Genomic DNA, 20,604 nt, shown 5'->3' with positions numbered 1-20,604 from the left:
CTGCTAATCGTTAGCAGATGCTTCTTTTTTAAAATGCTTTGTCATACCACTCTTTTGCTTTTTCTACTTCACCCATCGTTAATTGATGCCCTCGATTTTCCCAATGCATTGTTACATTCGCATTTGCATTTTCTAATAGTACCTTCAATTCCTCTGACTCTGCTGATGAACAAATTGGGTCATTTGTCCCAGCAGCAATAAATACAGATTTCCCTGCTAAATTTGCTAATTGCATTCCTCTTCTTGGTACCATTGGGTGATGAAGCACAGCACCTTTCAATGCATTTTCGTAATGGAATAATAAGCTTGCTGCGATATTTGCCCCATTCGAATAACCGATAGCTACAATGTTATTTCTATCGAATTTATATTCTTTAGCCGCTTCATCTAAAAATTCATTTAATTCCTTCGTACGGAAAATTAAATCCTCTTCATCAAAAATGCCCTCTGCTAATCGGCGGAAGAAACGCGGCATCCCATTCTCTAACACATTTCCCCTAACGCTTAATACCGACGCTTCCGGATCAACTATTTCTGCAAGTGGTAGTAAATCTAATTCATTACCACCTGTGCCATGAAGTAATAACAACACTGGTTTTGACGTATCTTTTCCTTTTTGAAAAACATGTTTCATCATAATCCTTTTCCCCCTTCAATCACTTTAATCTAAATTTCTCACTTCAAATGGTAAAAGCGTTTGTTCAATCTGTTTTCTATGTTGTTCATATTGTTCCGGTAACTTTAATTCCTCACCCATCGTCTCTAACGATTCATCATGAGCGAAACCAGGAGGATCTGTTGCAATTTCAAATAAGATTTCACCATGTTCTCTAAAATAAATCGCATTAAAATAATTTCGATCTTGTACAGGAGTTACGTGATATCCAAAACGCGACACATGCTCTTTCCAGTCTAGCTGATCAGCATCGTCACTCGCTCTCCAGGCAATATGATGAACTGTGCCAACGCCCATTTGGCCACGACCGATTGTTGATAATTTCAAATCAATAATATTTCCAATGTCAGCAGAAGAACGGAATCGAACAAATTCACCCTCTTCTCCAATTTTCTCAAGACCCATAATATGTTCTAACAATTCAGCAGTTTTTTGAGGCTGTGTAGATAAAAGAACAGCACCTCCAAACCCTTTAATTGCTACTTCTGGTGTAACTTCTCCAAAACTCCAATTATTTAATTCGCCTTTTTCTCTTTCAACTAATTCTATATGCAAACCATGCGGATCATCAAATTCTAAATACTGCTCTCCAAAACGAGTCATTTTTGTATACGAAACATCGAATTTTTCTAATCTATTTTCCCAAAACTCCATTGCACCTTTTGGTACAACGTAAGATGTAATTCCTACTTGACCATCTCCAATAATACCTTGACGAGCACCTGCCCATGGGAAAAACGTAATAATTGTTCCAGGCTTTCCTCCTTCATTTCCAAAATAAAGATGGTACGTACCTGGATCATCAAAATTCACTGTTTGTTTCACTAAACGTAACCCCAATACACCAGCATAAAAGTCTACATTTTCTTGTGGATGCCCTACAATCGCTGTAATATGATGGATTCCCGTTGTTTTCTTTTCCATTTCTTCCACTCCTTTTTTATTTCATTATAAAAATTCTTTTACATTTAAATTCATTATTCATTTTGTCCATGCTACAAAGTAAAATCCGTCATTATAATTTTATCTCGAATTCGAGATATTAATCACAAAATTACGTATCGGCGTCTAACCTATCGAATTATCTCGAATTCAAGATAATTCACAAAAAATATTTGTTCGATTTATAACCATAATAAATTTTCATTATGAACATTATTTATCTCGAACTTAAGATTTATTATAAGTTACTTATTTTTTATTGTCAATAAGTCCTTACTTTCATTTTACATGTAAAAAGAGTAAACGCTATTCACCGTTTACTCTTTTTGCAAATCATTTCTTTTCTTCTTCCAGTACTGCTTCCATCTCATTAAATTCACGATGAACTGCCTTAACGGGTTCTTTCGTTAATAAACTTACAACGATAACAGTTAATAAACTACAGAAGAATCCCGGTACCATTTCATACATAGTCGCTTTTAAACTTGGAATTTGTACCCAAGTGATAACAACTAATGCACCGACAATCATCCCAGCAAGAACGCCCCATTTGTTCGTTCTCTTCCAATATAAACTTAATAAAATTGCTGGTCCAAATGCTGATCCAAATCCTGCCCAAGCATATCCAACAAGCGTTAAAATTGTATCACTCGGATGATACGCTAAAACAACTGCAATCATCGCTACAACTAATACTGACAGCCTACCGATAAATACAAGTTCTTTATCACTTGCGTTACGACGGAAAAATGTTTTATAGAAATCTTCCGTTACTGCACTTGAAATAACAAGTAATTGTGAGGAAATACTACTCATAATCGAAGCCAAAATAGCTGATAATAAAAATCCTGTAATATACGGATGGAATAAAATATTTGAGAATGTTACAAAGACCATTTCTGGGTCTTGTAATGTCGCATTATTTTTAGCATAATAGGCGATACCAATTAGACCAGTAAGCATTGCACCTATAATTGAAATCGTCATCCAACCGATACCGATTCTACGAGAAGTTTTTAAATCTTTAATAGAGGTAATTGCCATAAAGCGGACAATAATATGTGGTTGACCAAAATATCCAAGGCCCCATGCTAAAAATGAAATAATACCAAGTATTGTGGTCCCTTTAAACATATCTAAATGCGATGCATCGACTTGCTTAATCGTATTAAATGTTTCTGTTACACCACCGACATCCGTAAAAGCAACAATTGGCACTAGTACAAGCGCAATAAACATAATACAACCTTGCACAAAGTCCGTCCAACTTACGGCTAGAAAGCCACCAAATAGTGTATACGCAACAACGACACCTACTGTTACAAATAAACCAATTTTATAATCAAGGTTAAAAGAATTTTCAAACAAACGTCCACCTGAAACTAAACCAGCCGATGCATAAAATGTGAAAAATACTAAAATGACGATAGCGGAGACAAAACGAAGTATTTTCGTACGATCTTTAAACCGATTCTCTAAAAAGTCTGGAATCGTAATTGAATCATTTGCCACTTCTGTATACGTTCGTAAACGCGGGGCAATGATTAAATAGTTTGCATACGCACCTATTAATAAACCTATCGCAATCCATACACTTGATAATCCTGTTGCATACATCGCACCAGGTAATCCCATTAGCATCCAACCACTCATGTCAGAAGCACCAGCTGATAAAGCTGTAACTGCTGGGCCGAGTCCCCTCCCGCCTAACATATAATCTGATAAATCGGATGTCTTCTTATAAGACCAATATCCGATATACAACATACCTGCCATATAAATAGCAAGCGAAACCATAATTTCAATCTTCACCAAATCTCTCCCTTAGTCCATAAGCCATTCAAAATTTCGAAAAATGACTTTTTCTATTTTCTTGTTTTCGCTTATGGTTCCCTACCTTAACAAACATTTTTTGTTCTTTCAAGTGAACGAGCACTGTTCATTACATGTGAAAACCTTTATAAACGCCTTTATTCCAGTGGATTACAATGATTTTTCAAGAATTCAAAGTAAAAATATTCAGAAAATTATATAGTGTTTTTTCACACCTTATTTACATTCGTTTACCCGATAAATTTTAAAAGAAAAAGCCATACAAATGTATGACTTTTAGCTTATTGACGTCTCAATTTTCGCTTTCTCTACATATACTTTACGAAATTTCATATAGCATCCAATACGCCAAGGTACTATATAACAAACCGCAAGAGTGTAGAAAAGAATGCCGATTGACTTTGGATCTAGACCTTGTAAATGTCTTCTAAAATAAGCACGTAAAAGAACGATAACTAAAAATGTAGCAATAAAAGCGATACTTTTTTTTGCATAAATTTGACCATCTTCTCTGACTTCATACCCACTTAAAATAATAAGTGGAATTGACAATAACAGTCCGATCCCAGCAGCTATACCAATTTGCCAACCAGCAAGTTGTATCGGTGCTGCGTATAAAGAAAAACCTGGTAATAAGAAGAATAATGGCAATAGTAGTCGTCTTCCTTTATTATTAATTGGTCGATTCATAGAGCGCATGCGTCTAAATATAACGAGCCCTATGACGAGTAAAAAAATTGTAATACTGTACGAACCTTGCTGCAAGTGAATCTCTCCCTAAAAATAGTCATTTTCAAAAATACTCCCCTATTATACTCCTAATTTTTCCAAAAATATAATTATTCCTCTAAAAAATCTTACACATCAAATATACTTTTAGGTTTGATTTACTATAGGAAACAATTCCGAAAGAGGAACTACTCTCCCCACCTCGTCTTTAAACACAATATGCTCTCTAGTTAAATGGCGCGGGCTCTTCACTCCCGCCGCTGCCGCTAATGAAAATAAACTATATCTCATACTAATAATATAATTCATGACTCGCCACTTCTTCTCATACGGATCTAACGCTTTTTGATAATGCGGATTCGTCGTGGCTACACCAGATGGACATTGACCAGAATTACATTGAAGGGCCATAATACAGCCACTTGCCATCATAAACCCACGGGCTGAACTTACAGCATCCGCCCCAATCGCTAAAGCAATCGCCACTTTATCTGGTGTGATTAATTTACCCGATGCAAATACTTTAAACTTGTTACGGACACCATAATGGTTTGCTGTATCAATAAATGTAAGTAATGCTGGAATAAGCGGCAGTCCCATATAATCTGCCATCGATTTATACGTTGCTCCTGACCCGCCTTCTGAACCGTCGATTGTAATAAAATCTGGGTAAATGTTTAGTTCTTTCATTGTTTTTATTAAATCTTCCAAAGGCTCCTGCTGACCAATTACAATTTTCATTCCAACTGGTTTACCGCTGTTTTCTTGCAACTGTTGAATAAAACAAAGTGTATCCGCTGCATTCTTTAAAAATGAAAATCGATTCGGTGAATTAATCGTCTCTCCCTTTCGGACGTTGCGAACAGAAGCAATTTTCTCATTTACTTTTTGCCCCTCTAAATGACCACCACGTATTTTAGCACCTTGCCCAAATTTCAATTCGAATGCTCTAATATTACTTTCTTTCGCTTTCTCCATGAATTTTCCCATTGAAAAATTACCGTCTTCATCACGGTATCCAAATAACCCTGGACCAATTTGCGCAACGATATTCGCTCCTGTATGTAAATGTTCTGGAATAACGCCACCTTCACCCGTATTAATCCACGATCCGCCTGCCATTTTTGCTCCAAAACCACTCGCTAAAATATAATTTTCTCCAATCGCACCGTAAGAAGTCGCAGATGCACCAAACATGCCATGTAGCTTCCACGGATATTTACGGTTCTCACCGACTATAATTGCATCTTCTTCTTCGTACAGCCAAAGATTCGTTGTATCCGCTGTCAATTTTTCTCTTCTTGAAAATAACCCTTCTTTATGAATCACGTACTTTTTACCTTCCCGCTCTTGCGTGAGATTCACACTTAATTCCTCAGTTAATATCGGAAATAATGTATTAGCAATATAATATCCAGAAGCTTCAAAATCTCGTTTTGATCCAAAACCAAGTATTTCAGAGCGATATTTCGCTAAAAACATAACACTTTGAAAATCATAACGTGAGAAAGGCTTTCCATCCGTATCATGATCAAACCAATATTGTCGAAATTCAGGCCCTATCTTTTCCAGTAAGTAGCGCATTCTTCCTAAGTACGGATGTAATTTTAAAATAGAATGGTGTGTTCGTTTTTTTATAAAAAATGTAATGATAAAAAAGACGATTAAAAGCAACATTAAAAATAGTAATATACTAATAATAACGAGTAGCGTTTCACTCATCCCGCTTCCCCCTATGAAATTCCATAATAAAAGGAGAACACTAGATGTGCTCTCCTTTTATCTTTATTCATACTAACGTAGCAAGATGCTCTTTCGCGTCATATTCAACTAAACTTTCAGCGTGTTTAATTCGATGAACAAAGTCTGGATTAGCAATTAACGGTCTTCCGAATGCCGCTACATCAATCGTTCCTTCTTGCAACGCTTCTTCGGCCTCTTTTGGATTTAAATTACCAACCCCAACAATCGTACCATCCCAATATTTTCTTACTAGTTGATGAAAATTCTTTCCGTCAGCAATCTCTTGGGTATAATTCATCGTTGAAGGATGGATCATCGTTAACCCAACCTCTTTAAACATATTTATGAACGTTTCAATTGCAAACTCAGGGTTTTCCCACATATAAGTAGGATTATCACCTTTGAAAGCAGAGAAACGAAGAAGTGTTTTATTAGCTCCAACAGCTTCTATTACAGCCGCCGTTACTTCTTTCATAAACGTTAACCTTTGTTTTAAATCACCGCCATATTTATCTGTTCGCTTATTCGCAAACTCATACGTAAATTGATCGATTAAATATCCGTGTGCACCGTGAATTTCTACTCCATCAAATCCAGCTTCGATCGCATTTTTCGCAGCTTGTGCGTATTGCCCGATCACTTCTTGTATTTCTTCTAACGTCATTGCTTCTGGCGTATCAAACGGTTTACGAAAGCGTGGAACATTTCCCTCTGCAGCGATAGCCGACGGTGCTTGTGGCATTTGACCACCAATTATTTCATGATGACTCATACGCCCAACATGCCATATTTGAGCAATAATCGTCCCGCCTTCTTTATGTACCGCCTCTGTAACAGGTTTCCAAGAATCGATTTGCTCTTGTGTATAAATACCTGGTACTCCTGGGTTTCCTTTTGCTCTCGGACTAATGACAATTCCTTCTGTAATAATTAGTCCAATTCCATCCGCAGCACGTTTTCTGTAGTACTCCACTACATCCGCACCAACTACTCCAGTCTCATTATCTGCAAAGCATCTTGTCATCGGTGCCATCGCTATACGATTACGAAGAGACCAAGCTCCAACTTGAATTGGATCAAACAACTTTGTTTCTTCAACGTTTTCAAAAAATCCCCCAGCATTTACATTTGTTCCTTCATAAATACTCGCTGCTTTATTACTTGAACTTGTCATTTTTCTTCCCCCTAAAAAATCTTACTATAACCGCATCATACTTACTTTTAGATAGTAACGTCAATTTTTACGACTTTACAATAAAAAATTCGAATATCCAAAAAATAAAATGCTATAAATAATATTAAAAAGGTTTCCTTAGGAGGAAACCTTTTTTGTTGACCATATATGGCTGTCAATTCGTTTATCTCTTTAATAAAAAAAACACCTTATCAATAGAAGTAAAAATGGTTCAGTATTCTTCTAAAAATAATAACTTATATACCTAAAACAATGAAAGCCCTACCTCTCTTTCATCCTTACGGCTCCTCGTCCGTGCCAGTGTGAATCAGGATTGCAAAAATCAAGTAACTATTTTATCGAAGTATTCAATTAAACTTCGAACATTCATAAATGAAATTAAAAAATAAAAATGGATTTGATTGTAGTAATAACAATAGAGGTAATGCTCTAAAAGTGGTTTGAAAGAGTTGAATGTCTTTGAAATGATAAATTTTCTATAATTATGTTCCCAAAAAATTCAAGATCTTTTTTGGGATATAATACATTATTTGTAATGAACCTTAACAAAAGCTTTTTATCTGATTTTCTGTGATACCTTCAATTAATCCCAGTTCACTAATCAAAAATTCATATGCGTTATCTAACATCTTCTTTTCGCTTGCATTAAGTGCTTTTTCTTTCTGTATACGCATTAAATCACGCACAACTTCAGCACCTTCTTGCATTTTACCCGTCTTTATTTTATCAGTGTTCAATTTATACCTTTGTTTCCATGTAAGTAATCTATCTGATTCCCCATGTTGAAAAATATCCATTATGTGTGCTAATGCGGTTATATCCGTAACTGGACGTATATTCGAATTCAATATTCTCCCTGCTGGAATCATTAGTTCCATATTACTAGCCGACATTTTTATAACATAATACTGTTGTTTTTCTCCTGAGATTTCCTTCTCTTCTATGGCTTTAATTATACCTGCTCCCTGCATTGGATAAACAATGTTATCGCCAATTTGAAACAAATAATCCACCTCCATATATGGTAACCTTCTCAAGCTTAACATACTTTTAGTTTTTTAGCAAAATTTTTATTTTATCATAAAATTATTTTACACGTCAATACTTCAGAAGCAAGAAATTAAATTTACACAATACACTATAAAAATCGCAATTCCATTAACGGTTCCACACACATTCATTCTCTTTTAATACAAAAACACATCACTACATTTAAGTAGTGATGTGTTTTTGTTAAGGCATAAATAAAGATCTACTTTTCCGTCTATATACTAACTTGCTTACTAACCGTTTCCCTCGCTAAAAGAAAACTCATAATCACTTGCGCTGCTACTCTACTCGTCATATCTCTGAAATCAAGAGTTGGATCAATCTCTACTATATCCATCCCTTGAACGAGCGGTTCTTTACCAAGGAATTCAATCGCATCTAGTAAAGTCGTACTATCCATTCCACCAGGCCCAATTGCTGGACAACCTGGCGCAAACGCTTGGTCTAGCACATCCATATCAAGAGAAATATAAATAGAAGTCACACCTTGATTTCTTAATAATTCAATACTTTCCGTGATAATATCTTTTATTTCTCGCTCTCGTACGTCTTTCATTGTATACACTGTTACACCATGCTCTATTGCATATTCATGGTACGCACGTGCATTAGAAAAATTACGAATTCCAATTTGAACAAGTTGTTTCCCTGTAATGACATCATTTTCTAGTAAACTACGGAATGGTGTACCATTTGACGGGCCTCCATCATCTAAATTACGTAAATCATGATGAGCATCAAATTGAATAATTCCGACCTTTCCTTTACTGTTTGCAAAACCTGTTATACTCGGAAAACTAATCGAGTGGTCACCCCCAAGAACGATTGGTATCATGTTCGGGTTTACTTTCGTTACATGACCAACTGTTTCCGCAATTCGTTTATGACTTTCTTTTATATCCGTCACATGCATCGTAATATCGCCGCAATCATATAAGACACTTTCTTTCATATCGTGTTTTTCTGTAATTGCATATGTGCTATATGCATCTAACATCGCACGAATTGTCTTTGGAGCAAAACTTGCTCCTGAATGACTAATAGATGGTTTAGAAAGGGGTGCTCCAATTAAGGCAGCACCGAATATTTCTACGCCTTCCTCCCAATCTTTAATCATCTCACTCCATTTTGTCACTTCACGATCAATAAACTTTGCATTTTTCTTTAAATAGTGGCCGTGCTCCACGATTGTTCACCTCTTGTATATGCAATATTACCATTCTTCCATACTGTATTCACATGACTTACGCCGTAATGATACGGTACGTAAGCATAATTGTAAGCATCCCATAAAACTAAATCTGCCTTACGACCAACTCTAATTTTCCCAGCTACATCACCACGGTTAATAGCATATGATGAGTTAACCGTTACGGCATTCCAAACTTCTTCTGGTGTCATTTTCAGTTTTAGCATCGCAATGCTCATAATAAGCTGAATATTTTCAGTTGGACAGCTACCTGGGTTAAAGTCTGTAGCTAACGCAACTGCAACACCTTCATCAATCATTTTACGACCACGAGCAAAGCTTTCTTTATTTAAATAGAAAGTTGTTCCTGGTAATAATGTTGCTACTGTATTCGAGTTTGCAAGCATTTCAATCCCTTTATCAGAAGCTCCAACTAAATGGTCCGCTGATGCTGCACCGATTTCTGCCGCTGCTTCCGCACCACCAAGAGGGTCGATTTCATCTGCATGAATTTTCACATCAAAGCCAAGCTCTTTCGCTTTTAATAAAAATTCTTTTGATTCTTCCACAGAGAACACACCTGTTTCACAGAAAATATCAACGAACTCCGCTAATTGTTTCTCTTTCATTTCTGGTAATAAATCTAACATCCATTGTAAAAACTCTTTCGATCTACCTTTATATTCTTTCGGAACTGCATGAGCACCTAAAAATGTGGAAACTAAATCGACTGGATGCTCTTTTTGTAATTGTGCTGTTGCCTCTAATTGTTTCCATTCCGTCTCATCATCTAATCCATAACCACTCTTCGCTTCTACAGTAGTAACTCCGAAAGATAGCATACGGTCTAAATGGAATTTCGCTTTTTGAACAAGTTCTTCTTTCGACGCCTGTTTCGTTGCATTTACAGTTGCAAGTATGCCTCCGCCTTGTTCTAAAATTTCTAAGTACGGAACTCCTTGTAGTTTTAGTGCGATTTCATTTTCACGAGATCCACCAAATACAAGGTGAGTATGCGGGTCAACAAGACCAGGAGAAACCATTTTCCCGCCGCAATCAATAACTTCTCTCGCTTGTAATCCTTTCGCTTCTTCCGCTGTTCCAACGAAAGTAATTACACCATTTTCAATTCCAACCGCACCGTTTTCGATAACAGGAAGCGTGTTCATCGCTTCCCGTCTTAACAAGCCATCTTCTTGATCCATTGTTAGTAATTGACCGATATTTATTAGTAAAGTGTCCAGCATGTTTTCTCCTCCTTATTTCATCATCGGAATGTTAACGCCTTTTTCTTTCGCAGTTTCCACAGCTAAGTCATACCCTGCATCCACGTGACGAACAACACCCATACCAGGATCAGAAGTTAATACGCGCTCAATTCGTTTTGCTGCTGCTTCTGTTCCATCTGCAACGATAACCATTCCCGCATGAAGTGAATAACCCATACCAACGCCACCACCGTGGTGAACAGATACCCAGCTCGCACCGTTTACACTATTAATTAATGCATTTAAAATTGGCCAGTCAGCTACTGCATCACTACCGTCTTTCATCGCTTCTGTTTCACGGTTTGGAGATGCTACTGATCCGCAATCTAAATGGTCACGACCAATAACAATCGGTGCTGATAATTCACCATTTGCAACCATTTCATTAATGATGCGACCAAATTTCGCACGCTCACCGTAACCTAACCAACAAATACGTGATGGAAGTCCTTGGAACTCAACTTGTTGACGTGCCATACGAATCCAGTTACATAAATGTTCATTATCAGCGAACTCACGTAAAATTACTTCGTCTGTTTTATAAATATCTTCTGGATCACCAGAAAGTGCTACCCAGCGGAATGGCCCTTTTCCTTCACAGAATAATGGACGAATAAATGCTGGAACGAATCCTGGGAAATCGAAAGCATTTTTCAAACCTTCATCGAAAGCAACTTGGCGAATGTTATTTCCATAATCAAATGTAATTGCACCTTTTTCTTGCATCGCAAGCATCGCTTCCACATGTTTTGTCATACTTTCTTTTGATAATTGTACGTAACGTTCTGGATCTTTTTCACGAAGTTTCGCTGCTTCTTCTAATGTGTAACCTACTGGAATATAACCGTTTAATGGATCATGAGCAGATGTTTGATCTGTAACTAAATCTGGCGTAATATCACGCTTCACTAGTTCTGGTAAAATCTCTGCCGCATTTCCTAGCAAGCCAATTGAAATTGGTTCTTTCTTCTCTTTATACTCGTTCGCAACAGTTAATGCTTCTTCTAATGATTCTGTATACATGTCACAATATCTCTTTTCAATACGACGATCGATGCTGCGCTTATCAACATCAATAGCAATGACAACACCGCCGTTCATCGTTACAGCAAGAGGTTGTGCACCACCCATACCACCTAAACCAGCAGTAAGTGTTAATGTACCTTTTAATGAACCGTCGAAATGTTGACGAGCTGCTTCACCAAATGTTTCATATGTTCCTTGTAGAATCCCTTGTGTTCCAATGTAAATCCAGCTACCAGCTGTCATTTGTCCGTACATCATAAGACCTTTTTTCTCTAGTTCTCGGAAGTGATCCCAGTTTGCCCATTTTGGTACTAAGTTTGAGTTCGCTAACAGAACGCGAGGTGCATCTTCATGTGATTTAAAAATGGCAACTGGTTTTCCTGATTGAACAAGTAACGTTTCATCGCTTTCTAACGTTTTTAATGAATCTACAATCGCCTGATAGCTTTCCCAGTTACGAGCTGCACGGCCAATTCCGCCATACACAACTAATTCTTCTGGTTTTTCAGCAACTTCCGGATCTAAATTGTTCATTAACATACGAAGTGCAGCTTCTTGCACCCACCCTTTCGTTTGTAACTCTGTACCTCTTGGCGCGCGAATTGTTTGTTTTACTTTTTCCATTTCAATCTCTCCCTTTTCTCGTTTTATAGTGCTGCGTTTACATCCAATCTTTCTTTTATCGAATAATTCGTTTTTAACCAATGTGCAATATTTTCAATATCCGTTGAGAAGATGCGATCATTTGTAATAGATGGTACTTGCTGACGCCCTTGATGGTAGAAGCTCTTCGTCACTGTACTCATGTTTTCAATCCCGCGATATTCTGCCGCTTGCATCGCACAAATCATTTCAATTGAAAGAACACGTCTTACATTTTGAATAATTTGATGTGCATGACGTGAAGCGATTGTTCCCATACTTACGTGATCTTCTTGGTTAGCTGATGACGGGATTGAATCAACACTCGCCGGATGTGCTAACGTTTTATTTTCAGAAACTAGTGACGCTGCAGCATATTGCATAATCATTGCACCAGACTGAAGTCCTGGTTCTGGACTTAAAAATGGCGGTAAATCGTTTAACTGCGGATTTACTAAACGCTCAATACGACGCTCTGAAATGTTTGCAAGTTCTGCCATTCCTACTTTTAAGAAGTCCATCGCAAATGCAATTGGTTGACCGTGGAAATTACCACCTGAAATTACTTTTTCCCCGCCATCAAAGATTAGCGGATTATCTGTCGCCGCATTCATTTCAATTTCTAATTTTTCTTTCACATAATTTAATACTTGCCAAGAAGCACCGTGTACTTGCGGGATACAACGAAGTGAATAGGCATCCTGTACACGTAGTTCTCCTTGTTTTGTTGTTAACTTACTATCATGAAGAATGTCACGAATTCTGCTTGCTACATCCACTTGCTCTTTATAACCACGTGCTTTATGAACATTTTCATCAAATGCATCAATAATGCCTTGTAACCCTTCAATTGTCATCGAAGCAATTAGTTCAGCTTGATACGCCGTTGCTTCTGCTTCTATATAAGAAAGAACTCCTTGTGCTGTCATCGCCTGCGTACCATTAATTAACGCAAGACCTTCTTTCGCTTCAAGTTCAATTGGCTCAAGCCCTTCTTCTGTAAGAGCAACCATTGCATGAACGCGTTTCCCTTTATAGAACACTTCACCTTCGCCTAATAATACGAGCGCAAGATGAGATAAAGGCGCTAAATCTCCACTTGCACCAAGTGAACCTTGTTGCGGAACGACTGGATGAATTTTACGATTTACAAACTCAAGAAGCATATTTACAACAAGCGGCCTTACGCCTGATACTCCTTTAAGCATCGTGTTCGCTCGTAAAATTAACATTCCGCGCGATACTTCTTCCGGGAATGGATCACCTATCCCACATGCATGTGACTGAATTAAATTATGTTGAAGTGCCTTTACATCATCTTTTTGGATAAGCACATCACTAAACTTTCCAAATCCAGTTGTAATACCGTAAACGACTTTTCCGTCCTCTACAATTTTCTCAACTACTTCGCGGCACTCCGCTACCTTTTGCATACTAGTTGGACAAGCTGTTACACCTTCTCCTTCCAGTAATAACCTCTTCATTTCTTCAACTGTCAATGTATGTCCTGTTAACGTAATCATCATTTTTCCTCCTTAAAAAGGCAAAAGGGGACCTTATCTTTTTAAGACAGACTTCTGTCCTAAAAAAGTAAGGCCCCCTTCTAACTAATAGACTATGGGCAAATCATATGTGATTAATTCCTAAACCAATCGCCTCATGCTCAGATCCTTTTACAGGTGCACCAATCGTTCCATATAATGCAACAGCAACCCATTCGCCTTCTTTTTTCCCGTCGTATGGTGTACCGCGCACAATCGCAAAACGAAGTCCTACTGTACGAAGAACGTCTGCTAACTGAATTTGACCTCTCGTCACTCCGTACAAAGCTTCCATAATTGCATGATAAAGTGCATGTGTTTCTCTGTAAACGTCTGTTTCAATAACTTGGTTGCTTTTAGCCGCTGTTTCCATTGCTGCGACAACCTTTTGCGAATTCATCGAACCCACTTTCCCCGTACAATACTTCCAACCTTTTGGAATGGATAATACAGGACTTTCATTCTCATCCGCAAGTGCCAACAGCATGGCCATACGACCAATTCGATGTGTTCCTTGAAGAAGCATGTGACTCTCTCATTTCTTTTGAATTATTTGAATATTACTTAATTTAAGAATATATGAAAACGGTTAAATCGTCAATAGTTTAAAATCATATTCAAACATTTTTTTCATCCCCCTAATTTTGTGTACACAAATGATTTACACAAAATTTCCAGACGTGCTATAGTCTCACTAACAGATGCAAAGGGGCGAAATTTCAGTGACAAAACGAAAAGATATTCATTTTCGAATTGAAGAGAAATTACTTGAAAGGTTTGAATCAGCACTCCATTACGAAGGTTTAAAGAAAACAGATGTATTAACACATGCAATCCAACAATTTTGCACAAAGGCGGAATGTGACAAAATGAATGATGTAAAACGTCAATATAACGTTAGCAACCATTTACAAACACGCATCGACACACATACACATTACGAAGAAAAACACGTAGATTTAGATAAGATCGTCATTGAACATTTACACCTTCAAGGGGATGAAAACATATTAGAGGTTGGGTGCGCTAGTGGAAAATTCCTTTCCCTTTTACAAACAAATGGTCATAAAGGCCCATTAACCGGGTTTGATCAATCCGAAGCTATGCTTGCTGAAGCTGCTAAAATAAATAACTTAATAGAATGGAAACGAGGGGACGCTAGTAAACTTCCTTTCGAAACAAATTGTTATGACCTAATAATTGCAAGACATATGTTATACCATGTGAAAGATGTTGAAAAAACAATTCAAGGCTTTTATAAAGTCATTCGTTCTGGCGGAACACTTTTAGCTACAACAAATTCTAAAGTTTCATTACCTCGTATAGTTGAAATGTGTAACAACATGCTTGACGCATTTGATCTACCGAAAACATCACCAGCAGTCTCTCCATTTTGTTTAGAAAATGGTAAAGAGATAGTAGCATCTGCTTTTCAAACGGTTGAAGAAACAGTTATTCATAATGCGCTCGTTTTTGATCATGCTACCCCAATAGTAAACTATATTTCCAGCATGTTTCCATCGTTAAATATACCCGATAATATGTATCTTCAAGCCGAGATGAAAGAATGGCTAACAGAAGAAATCAACAAGGAATTATCTCTCCATAACGGTATATGGCGCGATCCAAAAACGTTAGTAATTTATCGGTGTAAAAAAGAAAAAAGCTAGCATTTGCTAGCTTTTACACGTTTTCTCGTAAAAGTTTCTCCATTACTACATTACCTTTACCACAATAAAAATCTGTATTATGTTTGTCTGCCACTCCAAAATAAGAGGCAATTGCTATTCCAAATGGTACAAATGCATGCCCTTGTGCTGTAATAATATTTGAGTGTTGCACAACTTCTTCATACACGAAATTTTCTACTGGAAAACAATCGAATTTTTGATAATCTATAGTCGCAGTATAAGAAATCTCTTTAAATAACCCTGCTTTTGCTAGCGCATACGGTCCAGCACAAATTGCCGCCACTAATTTTTCTTGTTCATGAAATTGACGAATGATTGAAAAAAGAGGTTTTGCATCTTCCAACTGTACTTCTTCTCCACCTGGAATAAGTATCCCCTCATACTCATCTACACGTACTTCACTTACTTCTATATGTGGCTGCACTTGCAACCCAGTTTCACTTATAACCAATTCATTCGTTAAGCCCGCTGTAATGATTTCATATTTATTTTTCAGCAATGCCGTCGCTACTGTTATTTCAAACTCTGCAAATGTTGAGTATACAAATAAAAGTATTTTTTTCATAGCCCTCTCTCCTTTAACCAGTCCATAAAATATACCTCTAAATCGTCCACTGTTAATCTATTCGTGTCCACATAAGTTACAGGAAATTGTTTATACCAGTCTTTTTCAGTTTCTACTAATTTAAATTGCTCCTCAAACGTACTTCTGTTTCTTGTTCTATCATTATTTTTTCTATCATATACATTCTTTTTCGTAACATCTAAGTAAAAAATCACATCCGAACGGCATTCTCTTAATTTATATAATTCATCTTTCAATTCAGTTTCTATATCCCACTCTTCTCCTATAATCGTTGGATAAAAGAGTGTAAAAAACTCAATGTCTTCTGGTCCGCGATCAAAAATTACGACTGAATCTTTCACATTTTGAAACTCCTTTATTTTTGCTTCCATAAACATTTTTTGATTCATAATAAACCCTACTTTTGAATTCATATCTAAATTCAATTTTTTTCGCTTCTCTACAATTGGATATGGATTTTCATATATAACTCGAAACCCTCTCTTTTCTAACCTTTTTGCTAATGTTGTTTTTCCGCTAGCCATCGGCCCTTGCAGTGAAATTACGTATGTCACACCTCTCATTCCCTTACACTTTAGTACACCTATAATATACAGAATCTTGAAAACTCTCAACATTATATATATCATCTTGTTTCTTATTCTTATCTAACTTATAATGAAAAATAGAGATTATGACGGACGCATCAATAATGTAAGCTTGGAAATCCAAGCTTACATTATTTTTTGCTTTCCCTTTTCTAATAAAAAGAGTATACTAGATTAGAACGTATGTTCTTAATAATTACATACAGTAAGGAGATAGAACAATGGTATACGACACAAAAGCAATTTCTTGGAATGAATCTTTAAAACAACTTCAACGCCGCTATACAAACAAACAAGTTGACCGAAAAGAATTTGAGGATATTGAACTGATGGAATTCTTCCGCGATAACGACTACATTTCTTTACCTACACACATAAGCGGCCTATCAAAAACACGTTTTACTTCTTACTCTATTTTCACAACTGAAGATAAAGATCGTAAAGTTGGCACATTAATCATTGAATATGTAGAAGATGATAATAATAATTTACATGTGGAACAACTATACTTTGTTTAGATGATAACGCTTGGTCAAAATGACCAAGCGTTCTTGCTTTCTATGAATCTCACTGTATATAATATGAATAAAAGAAAACCGCTATCATTAAGGGGGGATATGCTTGCTCGAAGGATGGTTCAGTTGGTTCATTGTATTATGGACGGTTATTTTATTAGGGCTTATGTCTATCGGTGGATACTTTATGTTCAGAAAATTTTTAAAACGTTTACCAAAAGAAGACGGCATGTCCATTTTGGATTGGGAAGAACACTACATAAATAAAACGAGACATTTATGGGCTGACGAACAAAAACAATTGTTAGAAGAGCTTGTAAGTCCTGTTCCAGAACTATTTCGCGATGTTGCAAAATCAAAGATTGCTGGAAAAATCGGGGAACTTGCATTACAAGAAAATGCCTCTCAAATTACACAAGACTTACTTATTAAAGGATATATCATTGCCACACCAAAGCGTGATCATAAATTTTTAATTAAAAAACTACAAGAAAAAAAGATTGATTATTCTAACTATCGATCTTTACTCGCAAAGTAACTTCATATTATTTTCGATAAAAAAGACAGCGCCTTTGACGCTGTCTTTTTATTTGGTACATATACAGTTTTTAAGTTAGCTTCATATCTTTTTCATTATAAAAACCATCTTCTTTTTCCATTTCCTTCTGTAATTTCGTAAAGGAACGATACATTGCAATTCTCCATGACACAATCATCGCGAACGCAAGTAAAAAGAACATGCCACTAAGTTGTCCTAAATCAAGAGATTGGCTTAAGTATGTTTTAAATACAATCCGCACTACAAGTAATCCAATTAATATAAAAACAAAGGCTTTTGAACGCTTCAAATAAATCTCTTGTCCTCTAATTTCAAATTTAGATGTTTTAATAAGAAAAATAGAGAAAAACAAACCGACGCCAATTGCTTCTAACATTTCCGCTGGAGTTAATCGAAATTCAGGAAAAACATACATCAATGCTCCCGTGCTCATAAAAAATGGCGGAAGTATAATTTTTTTCAATGTTGCAGGTTTCTTAGCTGCTTTTAAACGAATAAACATCGCACCGACAGCCATACAAACAGCAACGATACTTGATAAAAGAACTATGTTCATATTTTCTCATCCTTTTTTGTGGCTATATGCAAAATATACTTTCATTATATGCTTTTCCGTTAGTATTTCCAACATTTTCGCAGAATAATACTAAAAACCGGTAAAACCACCAAATAAACTTGAGAAATATACGATAATTTTCGTCATCCAGTTAAAGTATAGGAAGACCCCCATAACAATCATAATATATCCTCCGACTTTCATGAAGGCCATACTATTTCTTTTAATCCAAGACATTTTCGTAATAAAGAATGACAGTACGAAAAACGGGATAGCAAATCCAAGTATGTAAGCAATCATGTAAATCATTGCTGATTCTGGGTTTGTTGCTGCTAATCCAATTACAGACACTAGAATTGGTCCGGTACATGGCGTCCACCCTGCTGCAAAGGCTAATCCAATTAGTACTGATCCAAAATAGCCACTTGGACGATTTTTAAATGTAAATTTACGGTCTTGCATTAAAAATTTCGGCTTAAACACCCCAACAATAATTAAGCCGAACACGATGATAAATATACCACCTAACTGTCTGATTAAATCTTTATAGTCAGTAAAGATTCCTCCAATAAAACTTGTACCAAATCCAATTGCAATAAATATAATTGAAAATCCAAGTAAGAAAAACGCTGTATGTATCATACTTCTTTTGCGAAGCATTGCATTTTCTTCTTTCAATTCAGAAACCGACATACCTGTTATGTACGATAAAAATGCCGGATAAAGCGGTAAGCAACATGGGGAAATAAATGATAAGAACCCGGCGCCAAACGCTAAAAAAATACTAATATCTTGCATCATTCCACTCCTCTCCCTAAATATTGTAACAAAAACACATAAAAATACTATGAACAATTCGTGAAATCACTTTTACAACGTGGCAATAAGAAAAACCGTACTTCCTCACAGTTTCTAATAAAACGTTTTCATTTCCTTCTATTATATAGAAAAAACTCAAATGGATTATGAAACTCCTTTAATTGTCACTACCATAACAAAGGTAACATAGTTTCTCAAATAATTAGCACGTTACTAGTACGTCCATATACATATTGGTTTAAAAAATATTTTTTTCAAATGCTAGCTCTATACAATGCAAAGTTGATTTTATAATACTTCTACTATTAATAATTTCAAGATTATGCATAAATATCATACTTTTATTATTATTCTATAAAATGTCATACTTTTCTTTCATTTGACCCTTTATTTCTAATTTTGTATACTTCCCTCTAGTTATATATTTTCGATACGGAACAACTTCATATAGATGGGAGGAATTTTTCATGCTTCGTTATTCTCTTTTAGTTTTATTAGGAGCGTGTAGTTATGGAATTTTAGCTATTTTTGTTAAGCTTGCATATGCAGAAGGATTTTCACTTGGAGAGGTAATTGGCAGCCAATATTTGTTCGGTTGGATTATTTTGCTTGCTATTACACTTCTATTTTCTAGACATCGCGTTCCTTTAAAGCAAGCATTACTTTTATTCGTTGCAGGAACATCTGCAAGTTTTACCGGGATTTTTTATTATGCTTCATTAAAAACTGTACCAGCTTCTATTGCAATTATTCTTTTATTCCAATTCGTTTGGGTCGGAATTATCATTGAAGCAGTCGCAACAAAAACATTACCTTCAAGAGAAAAAGTTATTTCTGTTATTTTCTTACTTGTAGGGACATTTTTATCAAGTGGTTTACTTGAACAATCAGCAGGTGCTTTCGATACGACTGGGATCATTTTAGGTTTATTATCTGCAGTTACATTCGCAACATACATTTTCGTGAGCGGAAAAGTTGCTGTTGAAGTACCTTCATTACCGCGCGGTGTTCTCTTAATGACCGGTGCTTTAACTTTAGTCATGATTGTATTCCCACCAACATTTATTTTTAATGGTGCCATTTCTCAAGGTCTTTGGAAATACGGTTTAGGATTAGGAACATTTAGTATCGTAATTCCATCTATTGCCTTTACAATCGGTATTCCAAAAATCGGTTCTGGCTTAGCAACTATTCTTGGTGCAGCGGAACTACCAGTTACAACAATTATGTCAGTATTCGTTTTAAAAGAGGCTGTACTATCTTCACAATGGTTCGGTGTATCACTTATTTTAATCGGGATTGCAATCCCGCAAATTGCATACGCAATGCGTGGACGTTATCGTAAACATCATACGCATAAAAAAGTCGCAGCATAAAGTGAAACTTTAATTAGTTGAACCAATCGGACTGCCCATTAATACGGGATAAACGAGAGAGGATTTTCATTTGAGAATCCT

The 20,604-nt window shown here is 36.3% G+C and carries 21 protein-coding genes; 4 read left to right on the top strand and 17 right to left on the bottom strand.

Annotated elements, in window-relative coordinates; all coding sequences use genetic code 11:
• Positions 1 to 28 precede the first annotated feature (28 nt).
• The 12 genes from HMAS_RS06340 to hutP form a co-directional block, all read right to left on the bottom strand.
• Positions 29 to 637, bottom strand: coding sequence for an alpha/beta hydrolase (locus HMAS_RS06340; protein WP_000975488.1), 609 nt, complete (start codon positions 635 to 637; stop codon positions 29 to 31).
• A gap of 24 nt (positions 638 to 661) precedes the next feature.
• Entirely contained in the window at positions 662 to 1,600 is a 939-nt protein-coding gene (locus tag HMAS_RS06335; protein ID WP_000412754.1) for a ring-cleaving dioxygenase, read from the bottom strand.
• Between the two features lie 351 nt (positions 1,601 to 1,951).
• The gene (gene putP / locus HMAS_RS06330; RefSeq protein ID WP_000687591.1) at positions 1,952 to 3,430 is read right to left on the bottom strand and encodes a sodium/proline symporter PutP; all 1,479 of its coding nucleotides are present in this window, start codon (positions 3,428 to 3,430) and stop codon (positions 1,952 to 1,954) included.
• A 297-nt stretch (positions 3,431 to 3,727) separates the two neighbouring features.
• Entirely contained in the window at positions 3,728 to 4,216 is a 489-nt protein-coding gene (locus HMAS_RS06325) for a cytochrome c biogenesis protein CcdC (protein ID WP_016111168.1), read from the bottom strand.
• A 111-nt stretch (positions 4,217 to 4,327) separates the two neighbouring features.
• On the bottom strand, positions 4,328 to 5,902 hold the full coding sequence (locus tag HMAS_RS06320; RefSeq protein ID WP_000005171.1) for an FMN-binding glutamate synthase family protein: 1,575 nt from the start codon (positions 5,900 to 5,902) through the stop codon (positions 4,328 to 4,330).
• A 67-nt stretch (positions 5,903 to 5,969) separates the two neighbouring features.
• Positions 5,970 to 7,097 (bottom strand): alkene reductase, encoded by a 1,128-nt coding sequence (locus HMAS_RS06315; RefSeq protein WP_000204582.1) that lies wholly within the window; start codon positions 7,095 to 7,097, stop codon positions 5,970 to 5,972.
• Between the two features lie 563 nt (positions 7,098 to 7,660).
• A complete protein-coding gene (locus HMAS_RS06310) occupies positions 7,661 to 8,122 on the bottom strand; it encodes a CarD family transcriptional regulator (protein ID WP_170317877.1) in 462 nt (153 codons plus the stop codon).
• Between the two features lie 260 nt (positions 8,123 to 8,382).
• Positions 8,383 to 9,354 (bottom strand): formimidoylglutamase, encoded by a 972-nt coding sequence (gene hutG, locus HMAS_RS06305; RefSeq protein ID WP_000399850.1) that lies wholly within the window; start codon positions 9,352 to 9,354, stop codon positions 8,383 to 8,385.
• The gene (gene hutI / locus HMAS_RS06300) at positions 9,333 to 10,604 is read right to left on the bottom strand and encodes an imidazolonepropionase (RefSeq protein ID WP_000887539.1); all 1,272 of its coding nucleotides are present in this window, start codon (positions 10,602 to 10,604) and stop codon (positions 9,333 to 9,335) included. Before hutI ends, hutG begins: the two co-directional genes overlap by 22 nt.
• Positions 10,605 to 10,616: 12 nt before the next feature.
• Entirely contained in the window at positions 10,617 to 12,275 is a 1,659-nt protein-coding gene (gene hutU, locus HMAS_RS06295; RefSeq protein ID WP_000416711.1) for a urocanate hydratase, read from the bottom strand.
• A 23-nt stretch (positions 12,276 to 12,298) separates the two neighbouring features.
• Positions 12,299 to 13,816: a histidine ammonia-lyase gene (gene hutH / locus HMAS_RS06290; protein WP_000631874.1), complete on the bottom strand. Its 1,518-nt coding sequence runs from the start codon at positions 13,814 to 13,816 to the stop codon at positions 12,299 to 12,301.
• A gap of 103 nt (positions 13,817 to 13,919) precedes the next feature.
• Positions 13,920 to 14,360 carry a hut operon transcriptional regulator HutP gene (gene hutP / locus HMAS_RS06285; RefSeq protein WP_000926516.1) on the bottom strand — a complete coding sequence of 147 codons (441 nt, stop codon included), beginning with the start codon at positions 14,358 to 14,360 and terminating at the stop codon, positions 13,920 to 13,922.
• Positions 14,361 to 14,556: 196 nt separating this feature from the next.
• On the opposite strand from hutP, the gene HMAS_RS06280 reads away from it, so the two are divergent.
• Positions 14,557 to 15,504: a class I SAM-dependent methyltransferase gene (locus HMAS_RS06280; RefSeq protein WP_044306940.1), complete on the top strand. Its 948-nt coding sequence runs from the start codon at positions 14,557 to 14,559 to the stop codon at positions 15,502 to 15,504.
• Positions 15,505 to 15,517: 13 nt separating this feature from the next.
• Here HMAS_RS06280 and HMAS_RS06275 read toward each other — a convergent pair whose 3' ends face one another.
• Together HMAS_RS06275 and HMAS_RS06270 are read right to left on the bottom strand one after the other, a co-directional pair.
• Positions 15,518 to 16,090, bottom strand: a complete 573-nt coding sequence (locus tag HMAS_RS06275) for a DJ-1/PfpI family protein (protein ID WP_000722233.1) — start codon at positions 16,088 to 16,090, stop codon at positions 15,518 to 15,520.
• Positions 16,087 to 16,674, bottom strand: a complete 588-nt coding sequence (locus tag HMAS_RS06270; RefSeq protein WP_002024590.1) for an AAA family ATPase — start codon at positions 16,672 to 16,674, stop codon at positions 16,087 to 16,089. Before HMAS_RS06270 ends, HMAS_RS06275 begins: the two co-directional genes overlap by 4 nt.
• A gap of 245 nt (positions 16,675 to 16,919) precedes the next feature.
• Between HMAS_RS06270 and HMAS_RS06260 the strand changes: the two genes are divergently transcribed.
• A complete protein-coding gene (locus HMAS_RS06260) occupies positions 16,920 to 17,216 on the top strand; it encodes a hypothetical protein (protein ID WP_000262401.1) in 297 nt (98 codons plus the stop codon).
• A gap of 103 nt (positions 17,217 to 17,319) precedes the next feature.
• The gene (locus HMAS_RS06255; RefSeq protein WP_000889377.1) at positions 17,320 to 17,751 is read left to right on the top strand and encodes a DUF2621 domain-containing protein; all 432 of its coding nucleotides are present in this window, start codon (positions 17,320 to 17,322) and stop codon (positions 17,749 to 17,751) included.
• A 70-nt stretch (positions 17,752 to 17,821) separates the two neighbouring features.
• Here HMAS_RS06255 and HMAS_RS06250 read toward each other — a convergent pair whose 3' ends face one another.
• The 3 genes from HMAS_RS06250 to HMAS_RS28305 all read right to left on the bottom strand — a co-directional run bounded on the left by HMAS_RS06250 (position 17,822) and on the right by HMAS_RS28305 (position 19,292).
• Positions 17,822 to 18,328, bottom strand: coding sequence for a CcdC family protein (locus HMAS_RS06250; protein ID WP_001028439.1), 507 nt, complete (start codon positions 18,326 to 18,328; stop codon positions 17,822 to 17,824).
• Between the two features lie 90 nt (positions 18,329 to 18,418).
• Positions 18,419 to 19,126 carry a cytochrome c-type biogenesis protein CcdA gene (gene ccdA, locus HMAS_RS06245; protein WP_001152676.1) on the bottom strand — a complete coding sequence of 236 codons (708 nt, stop codon included), beginning with the start codon at positions 19,124 to 19,126 and terminating at the stop codon, positions 18,419 to 18,421.
• Between the two features lie 16 nt (positions 19,127 to 19,142).
• The gene (locus HMAS_RS28305; protein ID WP_071732505.1) at positions 19,143 to 19,292 is read right to left on the bottom strand and encodes a peptidase T; all 150 of its coding nucleotides are present in this window, start codon (positions 19,290 to 19,292) and stop codon (positions 19,143 to 19,145) included.
• 322 nt (positions 19,293 to 19,614) lie between these two features.
• Between HMAS_RS28305 and HMAS_RS06235 the strand changes: the two genes are divergently transcribed.
• Positions 19,615 to 20,523 (top strand): EamA family transporter, encoded by a 909-nt coding sequence (locus HMAS_RS06235; protein ID WP_000947043.1) that lies wholly within the window; start codon positions 19,615 to 19,617, stop codon positions 20,521 to 20,523.
• The last annotated feature ends 81 nt before the right edge of the window (positions 20,524 to 20,604 follow it).

The sequence above is a fragment of the Bacillus sp. HMA207 genome, assembly GCF_003402455.1.
GTDB classification, from domain to species: Bacteria; Bacillota; Bacilli; order Bacillales; family Bacillaceae_G; genus Bacillus_A; species Bacillus_A cereus.
This window is presented reverse-complemented; position numbering and strand designations above follow the sequence as displayed.

What these genes read in the sequence shown, in the direction of transcription:
- HMAS_RS06235 (WP_000947043.1), top strand. Translation starts at nt 19,615, where the DNA reads ATGCTTCGTTATTCTCTTTTAGTTTTATTAGGAGCGTGTAGTTATGGA.
- hutH (WP_000631874.1), bottom strand. Translation starts at nt 13,816, where the DNA reads ATGATTACGTTAACAGGACATACATTGACAGTTGAAGAAATGAAGAGG.
- HMAS_RS06320 (WP_000005171.1), bottom strand. Translation starts at nt 5,902, where the DNA reads ATGAGTGAAACGCTACTCGTTATTATTAGTATATTACTATTTTTAATG.
- HMAS_RS06270 (WP_002024590.1), bottom strand. Translation starts at nt 16,674, where the DNA reads ATGAGAGGTGTGACATACGTAATTTCACTGCAAGGGCCGATGGCTAGC.
- HMAS_RS06315 (WP_000204582.1), bottom strand. Translation starts at nt 7,097, where the DNA reads ATGACAAGTTCAAGTAATAAAGCAGCGAGTATTTATGAAGGAACAAAT.
- HMAS_RS06275 (WP_000722233.1), bottom strand. Translation starts at nt 16,090, where the DNA reads ATGAAAAAAATACTTTTATTTGTATACTCAACATTTGCAGAGTTTGAA.
- hutI (WP_000887539.1), bottom strand. Translation starts at nt 10,604, where the DNA reads ATGCTGGACACTTTACTAATAAATATCGGTCAATTACTAACAATGGAT.
- HMAS_RS06260 (WP_000262401.1), top strand. Translation starts at nt 16,920, where the DNA reads ATGGTATACGACACAAAAGCAATTTCTTGGAATGAATCTTTAAAACAA.
- HMAS_RS06340 (WP_000975488.1), bottom strand. Translation starts at nt 637, where the DNA reads ATGATGAAACATGTTTTTCAAAAAGGAAAAGATACGTCAAAACCAGTG.
- hutU (WP_000416711.1), bottom strand. Translation starts at nt 12,275, where the DNA reads ATGGAAAAAGTAAAACAAACAATTCGCGCGCCAAGAGGTACAGAGTTA.
- HMAS_RS06335 (WP_000412754.1), bottom strand. Translation starts at nt 1,600, where the DNA reads ATGGAAAAGAAAACAACGGGAATCCATCATATTACAGCGATTGTAGGG.
- hutP (WP_000926516.1), bottom strand. Translation starts at nt 14,360, where the DNA reads ATGCTTCTTCAAGGAACACATCGAATTGGTCGTATGGCCATGCTGTTG.
- ccdA (WP_001152676.1), bottom strand. Translation starts at nt 19,126, where the DNA reads ATGCAAGATATTAGTATTTTTTTAGCGTTTGGCGCCGGGTTCTTATCA.
- HMAS_RS06250 (WP_001028439.1), bottom strand. Translation starts at nt 18,328, where the DNA reads ATGAACATAGTTCTTTTATCAAGTATCGTTGCTGTTTGTATGGCTGTC.